Here is a 13,019-nt window from a genome sequence, read left to right as displayed (position 1 = left end):
GCCGCCCCGCCCCCGCCCCCGCGCGGCGCTCGGCCGGCCCGGGGCCAGGGTGCGGTGGACCGCCGGGCGGGGCGGTCCGGGGCGGGTTACTCGGCCGGCTTGGCCGACTTCGCCGCCGGCTTGCGCAGCGCGATGTTCAGTTCGCGCAGCCGCGTCTCGTCCAGCTCCGTCGGCGCGCCCATCATCAGGTCCTGCGCGTTGCCGTTGAGCGGGAAGGCGATCGTCTCGCGGATGTTCGGCTCGTCCGCCAGCAGCATGACGATCCGGTCGACGCCCGGGGCGATGCCGCCGTGCGGCGGGGCGCCGAGGCGGAACGCCTTGAGCATGCCCGCGAACTCGTGCTCCACCGTCTCCCGGTCGTAGCCCGCGATCTCGAACGCCTTGATCATCAGCTCGGGTTCGTGGTTACGGATCGCGCCGGACGACAGCTCGATGCCGTTGCAGACGATGTCGTACTGCCACGCCAGGATGGACAGCGGGTCCTTCGTCTCCAGGTCCTCCAGGCCGCCCTGGGGCATCGAGAAGGGGTTGTGCGAGAAGTCGATCCGGCCGGTCTCCTCGTCCTTCTCGTACATCGGGAAGTCGACGATCCAGCAGAACCGGAAGACGCCCTCGTCGAAGTGGCCGGCGCGCTTGGCCGCCTCGACCCGGACCGCGCTCATGATCTTGGAGACCTCGCCGAAGGCGCCCGCGCCGAAGAAGACCGCGTGCCCCGGGACCAGCGACAGCCGCTCCGTGAGGACCTTGACGTCCGTCTCCGTCAGGAACTTGGCGATCGGTCCCGCCAGCGTCCCGTCCTCGCCGACCCGGACCCAGGCCAGGCCCTTCGCGCCGTGCTCGACCGCGTACTCGCCGAGGCCGTCGAAGAACTTCCGCGACTGTCCCGCCGTGTCCGGCACCGGGAGGGCGCGGACGTGCTTGCCGGCGAACGCCTTGAACTCGGAGTTCTCGAAGACGTCCGAGATGTCGACCAGTTCGAGCCGGGCGCGCAGGTCCGGCTTGTCGTTGCCGTACTTCAGCATCGACTCGCGGAACGGGATCCGCGGGAACGGCGACGTGACGTGCCGGCCGCCGCCGAACTCCTCGAACAGCTCCGTCATCAGCTTCTCGATCGGCTGGAAGACGTCCTCCTGCTCGACGAAGCTCATCTCGACGTCGAGCTGGTAGAACTCGCCCGGCGAGCGGTCCGCGCGCGCGTCCTCGTCGCGGAAGCAGGGCGCGATCTGGAAGTAGCGGTCGAAGCCCGAGATCATCAGGAGCTGCTTGAACTGCTGCGGGGCCTGCGGCAGCGCGTAGAACCGGCCCGGGTTCAGCCGCGAGGGGACGACGAAGTCGCGCGCGCCCTCGGGGGAGGTCGCGGTGAGGATCGGGGTCGCCATCTCGTTGAAGCCGAGGGCGGTCATCTTGTGCCGGATCGCGGAGACCACGGCGGTGCGCAGCAGGATGTTGCGGTGCATGCGCTCGCGGCGCAGGTCGAGGAAGCGGTACTCCAGGCGCCGCTCCTCGTTGACGCCGTCCTCCGCGTTGACCGTGAACGGCAGCGGCCCGGCCGCGCCGAGGATCTCGACCTCGGCGACCTCGATCTCGATCTCGCCGGTCGGCAGCTCCGGGTTCACGTTCTCCGCACCGCGCGCGGAGACCTTGCCGTCGATACGGACGACGGTCTCCTTGGTGAGCTTGGACAGCTCCTCGTTGGCGGGCGTGCCGGGGCGGGCGACGAGCTGCACCAGACCGTAGTGGTCGCGGAGATCGATGAAGAGGATGCCGCCCAGGTCTCGGCGATTGTGCAGCCAGCCGCTCAGCCGGACGTCGGCACCGACGTCAGAGGCGCGGAGCTGGCCGCAGGTGTGGGACCTGTACCGGTGCATCGTCGTTTCATCCAGTCTTGGCAGTCGGAGTGGTCAGGAAGCGGGCGGGACACCCGGGCGTACGCGATACGCGTGACACGTACGACGCACGCCGTGAGGAAGCATGATGCGCCGGGCGCCACCCGTTGCCCAACCGGTTTCGGAAAACCCGTTTGGCCATAACAGGCTACCGCCCGTGTCCGACACCCCCCTCAGTGGCGTTCGCTCCGCACATATTCATAAAGTGGGACAATGCGAACCGAGGATGTCCTGTCGGCGATCGGTACCGGCCTGTGGCGCTGGGACCTGGCCTCCGGGGCGGTCACCCTCGACGCCGAGGCGGCCCGGCTCTTCGGCTGGCCCGCCGAACCCCTGGAGACCACGAAGGCCGCCGTACGCGCCCGGCTCCACCCCGTGGACTGGAACGAGATCGAGGGCGTCGTGAGCCTCGCCGTCGCCGAGTCCACCCTCGCCGAGGTCCGGCTGCGCGTCATGGACGGCGACAGCCGGGTCGTCCGTACGGTCCGGAGCCGGGCCAAGCCCGTCGTCACCCGCCGGCCGGACGGCCACGAGGAGTTCGAGCTGTTCGGTACGGTCCAGGAGGTCAGCGAGCCGCGCCCCGGCACCGCCGTCGAGGGCAGCTCCATCACCGGCGACTGGCGCCGCTCCCGCGAGGCGTTCCTGCTGGACGCGGGGCGCGCGCTGGCCGAGGCGCGCTCCACCGCCGAGGTCCTGCGGGTCGCCGCGTCCCTCTCCATGCCGGGCTTCTCACCGGACGGACTGGCGGTCTTCGGCGTCTCCGGGAGCCTCACCGGCGGCCCGTCGGGGCAGCGGCTGCGGATCATCGGGCACCACGGGCACGACGCGGGGGACGTGGTCCCCTTCGAGGAGATGTCGCTCGACACGGACTACCCGGCCGCCGAGGTCGTCAGGAGCGGCCGCGCCGTCTATCTGCCCTCACCGGAGGCGTACGAGGACCGGTACCCGGCGACCTGGCAGTACGTACGGCGCTTCGACCGGGGCTCGTGGGCGTTCGTCCCGCTGGTCGTGGCGGGCCGCACGCTCGGCACCTGGATGGCGGCCTTCAAACACCGTGTCGCCTTCTCGCCGGACGAGCGGTCCGTCCTGACCACGGTCGCGCGGATGCTCGCCCAGGCCCTGGCCCGCGCCGGGGTCGCCGAGTCCGAGCGGGAGCTGTCGATCGGCCTCCAGCGCTCGATGATGCCCCGGCTGGGGCCCGAGATCCCCGGTATGACGGTGGCGGCGCGGTACGTGCCGACCGGGGGCGGTCTCCAGGTGGGCGGCGACTGGTACGACATGATCCCGCTGCCGGACGGCCGGGGCGGCGACCGGGAGGGCGGCCGGTTCGCGCTGGTCATCGGGGACGTGCAGGGGCACGACGTGCACGCGGCGGGGCTGATGGGCCAGCTCAGGATCGCGCTGCGGGCGTACGCCGCCGAGGGGCACGGCCCGGACGCGGTGCTCTCGCGGGCGTCGCGTTTCCTGGCGGGGCTCCAGCACCACCCGGGTCAGGACGGCGGCGCCCCGGCCGGCGAGCCCCGTGCGGCGGCCGGTCTGCCGCCGGGGGTCGCGGGCTACGGCGGCGGCCCCGACGCGCCGGCCGGGCCGCGCTTCGCGACCTGCCTCTATCTGGAGGTCGACCCGGAGACGGGCACCCTCGACATCGCCCGCGCCGGCCACCCCGACCCGGTGATCCGCACGGCCGACGGCACGGCCGTCGTACGGCAGACCGCGGGCGGGCTGCCGCTCGGGATCGAGGCCGACTCCGACTACCCGACGACCCGGCTCCAGCTCGGCCCCGGCGAGCTGCTGATGCTCTGCACGGACGGGCTGATCGAGACGGGCGGCCACGATCTCGCGACGGGGTGGGAGCGGCTGCGCCCCGTACTGGAGCAGCCGCTGAAGGACGGCGTACGGCACGGCGCGGGCGACGACGGGACCGCTGTGGACGCCCTGGACGCCCTGGACGCGCTGGCGGCCCCCGTCGCCGTGAACCCGGCGGCCCCCGCGCAGCCGGACGGCGCCGGGGAGCTGGAACGGCTCGCCGACGCCCTGGTCCAGGCCGTGCACGGACCCGCCTCGCACTACACGACCGGGCGGCTCGCCGACCGCCGCGAGGACGACATCGCGCTCCTGCTGCTGGCCAGGGACCGGGACGGCGCGGCCTCCCGTACCGCCAGGACGCCCGCCCGCAGGACCGCGCTGACCATCGCGCAGGCCGAACCGGAGCGGATCGCGGGCGCCCGGCGCCAGCTCCGCGATCTGCTGCACGACTGGGCGGACCCCGAACAGGTCGACGCGGCCGAGCTGATGGTCTCCGAGATACTGACCAACGTGCTCGTCCACACCGACGGTGACGCGCTGCTGGTCGCGGAGGCGCGGGGCGAGCACGGAGCGCGCAGGCTGCGCATCGAGGTCGCGGACACCAGCGACGACCTGCCGCACCGGCGCCGCCCCGGCGAGCTGGCGTCCAGCGGGCGGGGGCTCGTGCTGCTGGAGCTGCTGGCGGACGCGTGGGGGGTGGATCCGCGGGGCGAGGGGAAGTGCACCTGGTTCGAGCTCTACGAGGACGGCGCGGGCGGCGCGCCGGTACCGGCCGGACCGTCCGATCCGCCGGCGGAGTCAGCGGCGTAACGTTTCCGCACCTCGGAGAGCACCCCGAACGCCGCGGCCGTCAGCGGTACGGCGAGCAGCATCCCCAGAATCCCGGCGACGCTCGCGCCCGCCGTGATCGCCAGCATCACCACGGCGGGATGCATCTGCACCGTACGGCTCTGGATCATCGGCTGGAGCAGATGCCCCTCCAGCACCTGCACGGCGAGCACCACCCCGAGCGCCCAGAGCCCGATCACCCACCCCCGGTCGACCACGGCGACCAGCACGGCCACGGCGCCGGAGATCAGCGCGCCGAGATACGGGATGTACGCGCCGACGAAGACCAGCGCCCCGAGCCCGATCGCGCCGGGCACCCGCAGGATCAGCAGACCGACGGTGATGCAGACCGCGTCGATGAACGCGATCAGCGTCGTCCCGCGCATGAAGCCCTCGACGGCCCCGAACGCGCGGCGCGCCATCGCCTCGACCGCCCGCCCCGTCCGCCCCGGGGCGAACGCCCGGAGCGCGCGGGCCGCCCGGGAGGAGTCCCGCAGGAAGAAGAAGACCAGCAGCAGGGCGAGGACGGCGGTGGCGATCAGCTCCCCGACCACGCTGATGCCGGTGAGCACCCCGGAGGCGGCGGTGGCGCCGAACTTCCCGACGAGGTCCTTGGCGTTCTTCGCCAGATCCTCCAGCGAGGTCCCGGCGGCCCCGCCGAAGTGCTTGCTCACCGCCTGGCCGGCCTGGCGCAGCGAGGCGACGATCTGGTCCCCGGTGTCGACGAGCGCGCTGACCACGATGTACGCGGCGCCGCCCACCACACCGACGATGGCGACGCAGGTCAGCGCGGAGGCGAGCGAGGCGTTGAGGCGCAGCGCGATCAGCCGGCGGTAGAGGGGGCCGAGCAGCGCGGTGCCGAGGAGGGCGAGCAGCACGGGGGTGACGGCCGTCTTGAAGGTGACGCACAGCCAGATCGCGACGGCCCCGACCCCGGAGACCAGCAGTACGACCCCGCACCACGCGGCGAGGCGCCGGGCGCTCTCGGGGAGGAGGGAGGTCGACGGCGTCTGCACGCCCCCAGCCGACCACGCCCGGCCTGCCTTGTCCTGCGCTGCCCGCCGCCCGGGGGACGCGCCGTCACCCACGCCCCGGGCGCGCCCCCGTACCCGCGCCCTGTGCGCGCCTCGTACCCGCGCCCCGTGCGCGCCCCCGTACCCGCGCCCCGGTCCGTCACCGCCAGTGCGGCAGCATCGCCTCGTGGTAGCGGGAGCCGGCCGACCCGTGCGGCAGGATCTCCTGGATACGGGCGAGGTCCTGGGGCGTGAGGGTGATCCGCGCGGCGGCGACGTTCTCCGCCAGGCGCTCCGGGCTGCGGGTGCCGGGGATGGGGACGATGTCGTCGCCCTGCGCGAGCAGCCAGGCCAGGGCCAGTTGGGCGACCGTGATGCCCTTGGCCTCCGCGAGGGCGGTCAGGTCGCGGACCGCGGCGAGGTTCTTCTCGTAGTTGCCGGGCTGCCAGCGCTCGTCCCAGCTGCGCATGTCGTCGGCGGGGTACTCGGCGGCCGGCCTGACGGCGCCGGTGAGGAAGCCGCGGCCGAGCGGCGAGTAGGGCACGAAGCCGATGCCCAGCTCCCGGACCACCGGCAGGACCTCGGCCTCGACCGCCCGCTCGAACACCGAGTACTCCGTCTGGAGGACCGAGACCGGGTGGACCGCGTGGGCCCGCCGGATGGTCTCCGGTCCGGCCTCGCTCAGCCCGAAGTGGCCCACCTTGCCTTCGGCGATCAGCTCGCCGACCGTACCGGCGACGTCCTCGATGGGGACGTCCGGGTCCACCCGGTGCTGGTAGAGCACGTCGATCCGGTCGGTGCCGAGGTGGCGCAGGCTCGCCTCCGCCACCTCGCGGATGTGCTCGGGACGGCTGTCGAAAGCGGTTCCGACCCGGGCCGGGTCGCTGAGGTCGAAGCCGAACTTGGTGGCGATCAGGATCTCGTCGCGGAAGTCCTGCACGGCGCGGCCGAGGAGCTGCTCGTTGCTGCCGGTGCCCATGCCGTACAGCTCGGCGGTGTCGAAGAGGGTGACGCCGAGCTCGTAGGCGCGGTGGATCGTGGCGGTGCTGCCCCGGTCGTCCGCGGCTCCGTACGCCATGGTCATGCCCATGGTGCCCAGACCGATCGCGCCGGCCCGCAGGCCCTGGCCGAGTGTCCGGAGGGGAAGGTTGGTCGTGTCGTGTGCCATGACGTCGACGCTAGGCGCGGGACACCCGGGGGGCATGGTGCACAGGTCGCGTAGGATTGCCTGATCCTCTCAGGGCCGGCTCCGCTCAGCCCTGATCCCTCGCCCCCGGACAAGGAGTCCCGCCGTGCTGGACCGGCTCACCGCGGCCATCGACCGGCACTGCGTCGGACCGAGTTCGGAGACCCGGATCCCCCGGCTCATGCTGGTCTCGGTCGACGAGCCCGTCGAACACGCCGCCCTGCTGTACGAACCGATGATCTGCTTCGTCACCGACGGCGCGAAACGCACCACCTCGGGGGAGCTCTGCGAGGTCGCGCACGCCGGTGACCTGCTGCTCACCACGATCGACCTGCCCATGGCCGTCGCCCTGGAGAAGACGCCGTACCGCTCGGCCGTCATGCGGCTCGACAGCCGGACGCTCGCCGCCCTGCTCGTCGAGCTGGACGGGACCGGCCCGGCCGTCCCGCCGCCCCCGGCGGGGACAGCGGCGGCGACAGCGGTGGGGCAGATCAGCGCGGAGATGACACCGGAACTGGTCGACGCGGTCACCCGCTGGGTCGAACTCCTCGACGCCCCCGAGGACATCGGCCCCCTCGCCCCCCGGATCGAGAGCGAGATCCACTACCGGCTGCTGCGCGGCTCGCTCGGCCCCCTGCTGCGCCAGTGGTCGCTGGCCGGCTCGACCGCGAGCCGGGTGCGCGAGGTCGCCCGGTGGATCCGCGAGCGCTACACCGAGCCGCTGAGCATCGACGCGATCGCCGCCGCGGCGCACATGAGCCCGGCCGGCCTGCACCGGCACTTCAAGGCGACCACGGGCATGAGCCCGCTGAAGTACCAGAAACACCTGAGGCTCCAGGAGGCCCGCCGGCGGCTGGCCCTCGGTGACGCCACCGCCGCCCAGATCGCCCGGGCGGTCGGTTATGTGAGCGCCACCCAGTTCAGCCGCGAGTACCGCAGCGCCTACGGCCTCCCGCCCGGCCAGGACGCGGCCCGGCTCCGCGCCCGCCCGGCCCCCGCCCGTACGCCCACCGACTGGCAGGTCTGAGCGGCGGGGACGGGCGGAGCGGTTCTCAGCGGTCGCCGTGCGCCGCGGGGACGGTGCCCAGGCGGCCCGCCTGGAAGTCCTCGAACGCCTGCTTGAGCTCGGCGTGACTGTTCATCACGAACGGGCCGTAGTGCGCCATCGGCTCCCGGATCGGCTGTCCGCCGAGGAGCACGATCTCCAGGTCGGGCGTGTGGGCGTCCTGCGAGGCGTCCGCCCGTACGGTGAGCGAGCCGCCCGCGCCGAAGACCGCCGTCTGCCCGGTGTGGACCGGCCGGCGCTCGGCGCCGACCGCGCCGCGCCCCGCCATGACGTACGCGAGACCGTTGAAGTCCTCGCGCCACGGCAGGGTCACCTCGGCGCCCGGCCGCAGCGTGGCGTGGATCATCGTGATCGGGGTGTGGGTGACGCCGGGACCCTCGTGGCCGTCCAGGGAGCCCGCGATGACCCGCAGCAGCGCGCCGCCGTCGGGCGAGGTCAGAAGCTGGACCTGGCCGCCGCGGATGTCCTGGTAGCGCGGGTCCATCATCTTGTCGGAGGCGGGCAGGTTCACCCAGAGCTGGAGCCCGTGGAAGAGCCCGCCGGAGGTGACGAGCGACTCCGGCGGCGCCTCGATGTGCAGCAGGCCGGAGCCCGCCGTCATCCACTGGGTGTCGCCGTTGCGGATGGTCCCGCCGCCGCCGTTGCTGTCCTGGTGGATGAAGGTGCCGTCGATCAGGTACGTGACCGTCTCGAAGCCGCGGTGCGGGTGCCAGGGGGTGCCCTTCGGCTCTCCCGGCGCGTACTCCACCTCACCCATCTGATCCATCATGATGAACGGATCGAGGTGCTTGTAGGCGATCCCGGCGAACGCGCGGCGCACCGGGAACCCCTCGCCCTCGAAGCCGCCGGGCGCGGTCGTGACGGTGAGCACCGGACGGGCCACGGCATCGGCCGGGGCTGCCACCCGGGGCAGGGTCAGCGGGTTTTCGACGGTCACTGCGGGCATGACGGCCTCCTCAGGCTGTTGCCTCTAATTTAGTTGAACGGTGAACATCTTGCAAGGCGTGCCGCATTCCCGGACTCGCCCTGGACGCCGCAGGCACGCGCCGCGGAGCCACAGAAGCCGCGGAGCGCCGCACGAAGAAGGGCCCGTACCGGTGCGGTACGGGCCCTCGTCAGGATCGGGGGGGACTGCGTGCTCAGCCGTACATGCGGCGCATCGCGAAGTCCACCATCTGCTCGACCGCCTTCGCGTCGAAGACCATCCGGTGCTCACCCTCCATGTCGAGCACGAAGCCGTACCCCGTGGGCAGCAGGTCGATCACCTCGGCGCCGGTGATCACGAAGTACTTGGACTCCTTGCCCGCGTACCGCCGCAGCTCCTTGAGGGTGCTGAACATGGGGATCACCGGCTGCTGCGTGTTGTGCAGCGCCAGGAACCCGGGGTTGTCGCCCCGCGGGCAGTAGACCTTCGACGTCGCGAAGATCTGCTGGAAGTCCTCGGCCTGGAGCGACCCCGTGGTGAACGCCCGCACGGCGTCGCCGAGCGACGGAGGCGACGGTTCCGGATACAGCGGCTGCTCGCCGTACCCACCCGCTCCCGCACCGCCCATCGGCTGCTGCTGCGGGTGCGCGTACTGCTGCTGAGCGCCCATGTTCTGGTCGTAGCCGTACATGGACGCAAGAGTACTGAGGAATGGCGCCGCCGGGAGCCCCGTCTACCACGTCACACCTCGCCCCTCGGCGTCCGTCTGGGGTTGCATCTTATTACCGATGGGTAGCATCATCGGTAGCTACCAACCGGTACTGGTACACGTATGCGGGATCCGCTGATCCGCTTTCCGCAATCCCGTCTTCCCGATCCTTACGGAGTCGTCGCCATGGGGCACTACAAGTCGAATCTCCGCGACATCGAGTTCAACCTCTTCGAGGTCCTCGGGCGCGACAAGCTGTACGGAACGGGCCCGTTCGCGGAGATGGACGTCGAGACCGCCAGGAGCATCCTCGAAGAGGTCACCCGCCTCGCCGAGAACGAACTCGCGGCCTCGTTCGCCGAGGGCGACCGCACCCCGCCGGTGTTCGACCCGGAGACGAACACGGCGCCGGTCCCGGCCGCCTTCAAGAAGAGCTACCAGGCCTACATGGACTCCGAGTACTGGCGTCTGGGCCTGCCGGAGGAGATCGGCGGCACGACCTCCCCGCGCTCCCTGATCTGGGCCTACGCGGAGCTGCTGCTCGGCGCCAACCCCGCCGTGTGGATGTACGCCTCGGGCCCCGCCTTCGCCGGCGTCCTGCACGACGAGGGCAACGAGGCGCAGAAGAAGATCGCCGCGATCGCCGTCGAGCGCCAGTGGGGCTCCACGATGGTCCTCACCGAGCCCGACGCGGGCTCGGACGTCGGCGCGGGCCGCACGAAGGCCGTCGAGCAGGAGGACGGCACCTGGCACATCGAGGGCGTGAAGCGCTTCATCACCTCCGGTGAGCACGACATGTCGGAGAACATCCTCCACTACGTCCTCGCCCGCCCCGAGGGCGCGGGACCGGGCACCAAGGGCCTCTCGCTCTTCCTCGTGCCGAAGTACGAGTTCGACTGGGAGACCGGCGAGCTGGGCGGGCGCAACGGCGTCTACGCGACGAACGTCGAGCACAAGATGGGGCTCAAGGCGTCCAACACCTGCGAGCTGACCTTCGGCGACCGCCACCCCGCCAAGGGCTGGCTGATCGGCGACAAGCACGAGGGCATCCGCCAGATGTTCCGCATCATCGAGTTCGCGCGGATGATGGTCGGCACGAAGGCGATCGCCACCCTCTCGACCGGCTACCTGAACGCGCTGGAGTACGCCAAGGAGCGCGTCCAGGGCCCCGACCTGGCGCAGTTCATGGACAAGCGCGCCCCCAAGGTCACCATCACGCACCACCCCGACGTACGCCGCTCGCTGATGACGCAGAAGGCGTACGCCGAGGGCATGCGCGCCCTGGTCATGTACACGGCCTCGGTGCAGGACGAGATCGCCTTCAAGGAGGCGGAGGGCGAGCCCACCAAGGCGCTGCACGGCCTCAACGACCTGCTGCTGCCGATCGTCAAGGGGTACGGCTCCGAGCGGTCGTACGAGCAGCTCGCGCAGGCCCTCCAGATCTTCGGCGGCTCCGGATACCTCCAGGAGTACCCGGTCGAGCAGTACATCCGGGACGCCAAGATCGACACCCTCTACGAGGGGACGACGGCGATCCAGGGCCAGGACTACTTCTTCCGGAAGATCGTCCGCGACCAGGGCCAGGCGCTGAACACCCTCTCCGAGGAGATCAAGACCTTCCTCGCGGTCGGCACGGGCGGTACGGAGCTGGCCCCGGCCCGCGAGGCGCTCGCCCGGGCGGCGGCCGACCTGGAGGCGATCGTCGGCGTGATGCTGACCGACCTCACGGCCACCGGCGAGGACGTCAAGAACATCTACAAGGTCGGCCTCAACACCACCCGCCTGCTGATGGCCTCGGGCGACGTGGTCGTCGGCTACCTGCTGCTGCGCGGCGCCGCCGTGGCGGCGGAGAAGCTGGAGACGGCCTCCTCCAAGGACGTGGCCTTCTACCAGGGCAAGATCGCGGCGGCGAAGTTCTTCGCGGCGAACGTGCTGCCGGGCGTCGCGACGGAGCGGGCACTCGCCGAGTCCGTCGACAGCACGCTGATGGAGCTGGACGAGGCGGCCTTCTAGCCGGCGCCGCACACCACAGCACGCCCCACGGCAGGGCGTCCCACGGCAGGGCACCTCCCGCGCACCGGACGCGGAAGGTGCCCTGCCGCACGTCGTACACCGTGCGGGAGACGGCCCGCGCACCGCGTTCACGACCACTGGCAGGGCCGCTCCCGCACCCCGTCGTTAGGGTTGAGCCCATGAGCACCTCCCCCCGCTTCGACCGCGGCCACACCGACGACCTCATGTCCTACCTCGCGGCCAGCCCGTCGCCGTACCACGCCGTGGCGAACGCCGCCGAGCGCCTGGAGAAGGCCGGCTTCCGGCAGGTGCGGGAGACGGACGCCTGGGACGGGTCGAAGGGCGGCCGGTACGTCGTACGCGGCGGCGCGCTCATCGCCTGGTTCGTGCCGGAGGACGCCGAGCCGCACACCCCGTTCCGGATCGTCGGCGCGCACACGGACTCCCCGAACCTGCGGGTGAAGCCGCTGCCCGACACCGGCTCGTACGGCTGGCGCCAGATCGCCGTCGAGGTGTACGGCGGGACGCTCCTCAACACCTGGCTCGACCGCGATCTGGGGCTGGCGGGCCGGGTCACCCTGCGCGACGGCTCGCACCGGCTGGTCAACGTCGACCGCGCGCTGCTGCGCGTCCCGCAGCTCGCCGTCCACCTCGACCGCTCGGTCAACACCGACGGACTGAAGCTGGACCGGCAGCGGCACATGCAACCGATCTGGGGCCTCGGGGAGCCCGAGGAGGGCGACCTGATCCGCTTCGTCGCACAGGAACTGGGCGTCGAGGCCGAGGAGATCACCGGCTGGGACCTGATGCCGCACGCCATCGAGGCGCCCGCCTACCTGGGCCGGGACCGCGAGCTGGTGGCAGGGCCGCGGATGGACAACCTGCTGTCGGTGCACGCGGGGACGGCGGCGCTCGCGGCGGTCGCGACACAGCCGGGCGCGTCCCTGCCGTACATCCCGGTGCTCGCCGCCTTCGACCACGAGGAGAACGGCTCGCAGTCGGACACCGGCGCAGAGGGCCCGCTGCTCGGCACGGTCCTGGAGCGCTCGGTGCTCGCCCGCGGCGGGACGTACGAGGACCGCGCGCGGGCCTTCGCCGGCACGGTCTGCCTCTCGTCGGACACCGGTCACGCCGTCCACCCCAACTACGGCGAGCGCCACGACCCGACGCACCACCCGCGCGCCAACGGCGGTCCGATCCTCAAGGTCAACGTGAACATGCGGTACGCGACGGACGGCAGCGGCCGGGCCGTCTTCGCCGAGGCGTGCGAGCGCGCGGGCGTGCCGTGGCAGACGTTCGTCTCCAACAACGCGATGCCGTGCGGTACGACGATCGGCCCGATCACCGCCGCCCGGCACGGCATCCAGACCGTCGACATCGGTGTGGCCATCCTCTCCATGCACAGCGCGCGCGAGCTGTGCGGCGCCGACGACCCGTACCTGCTGGCGAACGCGCTGGTCGCCTTCCTCGCGGGCTGAGCTTCCTCGCGGGCGGAGCTTGCTCGCGGGCGGAGCTTGCTCGCGGGCGGAGCTTGCTCGCGGGCGGAGCTTGCTCGCGGGCCGGGCGCGCGGCGTCACGCACCGGCGC

Annotated in this window: 9 protein-coding genes; 4 read left to right on the top strand and 5 right to left on the bottom strand. The window is 72.0% G+C overall.

Annotated elements, in window-relative coordinates:
- Positions 1 to 86: 86 nt before the first annotated feature.
- Complete coding sequence (gene aspS / locus ACFXPK_RS21805; RefSeq protein ID WP_385077780.1) at positions 87 to 1,868, bottom strand: aspartate--tRNA ligase; 1,782 nt, start codon at positions 1,866 to 1,868, stop codon at positions 87 to 89.
- A 231-nt stretch (positions 1,869 to 2,099) separates the two neighbouring features.
- Here aspS and ACFXPK_RS21800 point away from each other — a divergent pair, with 231 nt between their 5' ends.
- Positions 2,100 to 4,502 carry a SpoIIE family protein phosphatase gene (locus ACFXPK_RS21800; RefSeq protein WP_384996927.1) on the top strand — a complete coding sequence of 801 codons (2,403 nt, stop codon included), beginning with the start codon at positions 2,100 to 2,102 and terminating at the stop codon, positions 4,500 to 4,502.
- On the opposite strand, the gene ACFXPK_RS21795 is transcribed toward ACFXPK_RS21800, so the two are convergent.
- Both ACFXPK_RS21795 and ACFXPK_RS21790 read right to left on the bottom strand, forming a co-directional pair.
- Entirely contained in the window at positions 4,430 to 5,536 is a 1,107-nt protein-coding gene (locus tag ACFXPK_RS21795; protein WP_385077776.1) for an AI-2E family transporter, read from the bottom strand. The two genes, ACFXPK_RS21800 and ACFXPK_RS21795, sit on opposite strands and share 73 nt — an antisense overlap.
- A gap of 157 nt (positions 5,537 to 5,693) precedes the next feature.
- On the bottom strand, positions 5,694 to 6,701 hold the full coding sequence (locus ACFXPK_RS21790) for an aldo/keto reductase (protein WP_385077773.1): 1,008 nt from the start codon (positions 6,699 to 6,701) through the stop codon (positions 5,694 to 5,696).
- 124 nt (positions 6,702 to 6,825) lie between these two features.
- On the opposite strand from ACFXPK_RS21790, the gene ACFXPK_RS21785 reads away from it, so the two are divergent.
- Positions 6,826 to 7,746: an AraC family transcriptional regulator N-terminal domain-containing protein gene (locus ACFXPK_RS21785; protein WP_385077770.1), complete on the top strand. Its 921-nt coding sequence runs from the start codon at positions 6,826 to 6,828 to the stop codon at positions 7,744 to 7,746.
- Between the two features lie 25 nt (positions 7,747 to 7,771).
- Here the strand turns inward: ACFXPK_RS21785 and ACFXPK_RS21780 are convergent, their stop codons facing one another.
- A complete protein-coding gene (locus ACFXPK_RS21780) occupies positions 7,772 to 8,731 on the bottom strand; it encodes a pirin family protein (protein WP_384996919.1) in 960 nt (319 codons plus the stop codon).
- A gap of 193 nt (positions 8,732 to 8,924) precedes the next feature.
- The gene (locus ACFXPK_RS21775; RefSeq protein WP_365807350.1) at positions 8,925 to 9,401 is read right to left on the bottom strand and encodes an SseB family protein; all 477 of its coding nucleotides are present in this window, start codon (positions 9,399 to 9,401) and stop codon (positions 8,925 to 8,927) included.
- Positions 9,402 to 9,605: 204 nt separating this feature from the next.
- On the opposite strand from ACFXPK_RS21775, the gene ACFXPK_RS21770 reads away from it, so the two are divergent.
- Positions 9,606 to 11,432, top strand: coding sequence for an acyl-CoA dehydrogenase (locus ACFXPK_RS21770; RefSeq protein ID WP_385077768.1), 1,827 nt, complete (start codon positions 9,606 to 9,608; stop codon positions 11,430 to 11,432).
- 179 nt (positions 11,433 to 11,611) lie between these two features.
- Positions 11,612 to 12,910 carry a M18 family aminopeptidase gene (locus ACFXPK_RS21765; RefSeq protein ID WP_384996915.1) on the top strand — a complete coding sequence of 433 codons (1,299 nt, stop codon included), beginning with the start codon at positions 11,612 to 11,614 and terminating at the stop codon, positions 12,908 to 12,910.
- The last annotated feature ends 109 nt before the right edge of the window (positions 12,911 to 13,019 follow it).

It is taken from the genome of Streptomyces sp. NPDC059142, assembly GCF_042755665.1.
Lineage (GTDB): Bacteria > Actinomycetota > Actinomycetes > Streptomycetales > Streptomycetaceae > Streptomyces.
This window is presented reverse-complemented; position numbering and strand designations above follow the sequence as displayed.

Excerpts from the sequence above, each read along its gene's own strand:
- aspS (WP_385077780.1), bottom strand. The coding sequence starts at position 1,868 with ATGCACCGGTACAGGTCCCACACCTGCGGCCAGCTCCGCGCCTCTGAC.
- ACFXPK_RS21800 (WP_384996927.1), top strand. The coding sequence starts at position 2,100 with ATGCGAACCGAGGATGTCCTGTCGGCGATCGGTACCGGCCTGTGGCGC.
- ACFXPK_RS21790 (WP_385077773.1), bottom strand. The coding sequence starts at position 6,701 with ATGGCACACGACACGACCAACCTTCCCCTCCGGACACTCGGCCAGGGC.
- ACFXPK_RS21780 (WP_384996919.1), bottom strand. The coding sequence starts at position 8,731 with ATGCCCGCAGTGACCGTCGAAAACCCGCTGACCCTGCCCCGGGTGGCA.
- ACFXPK_RS21775 (WP_365807350.1), bottom strand. The coding sequence starts at position 9,401 with ATGTACGGCTACGACCAGAACATGGGCGCTCAGCAGCAGTACGCGCAC.
- ACFXPK_RS21770 (WP_385077768.1), top strand. The coding sequence starts at position 9,606 with ATGGGGCACTACAAGTCGAATCTCCGCGACATCGAGTTCAACCTCTTC.
- ACFXPK_RS21765 (WP_384996915.1), top strand. The coding sequence starts at position 11,612 with ATGAGCACCTCCCCCCGCTTCGACCGCGGCCACACCGACGACCTCATG.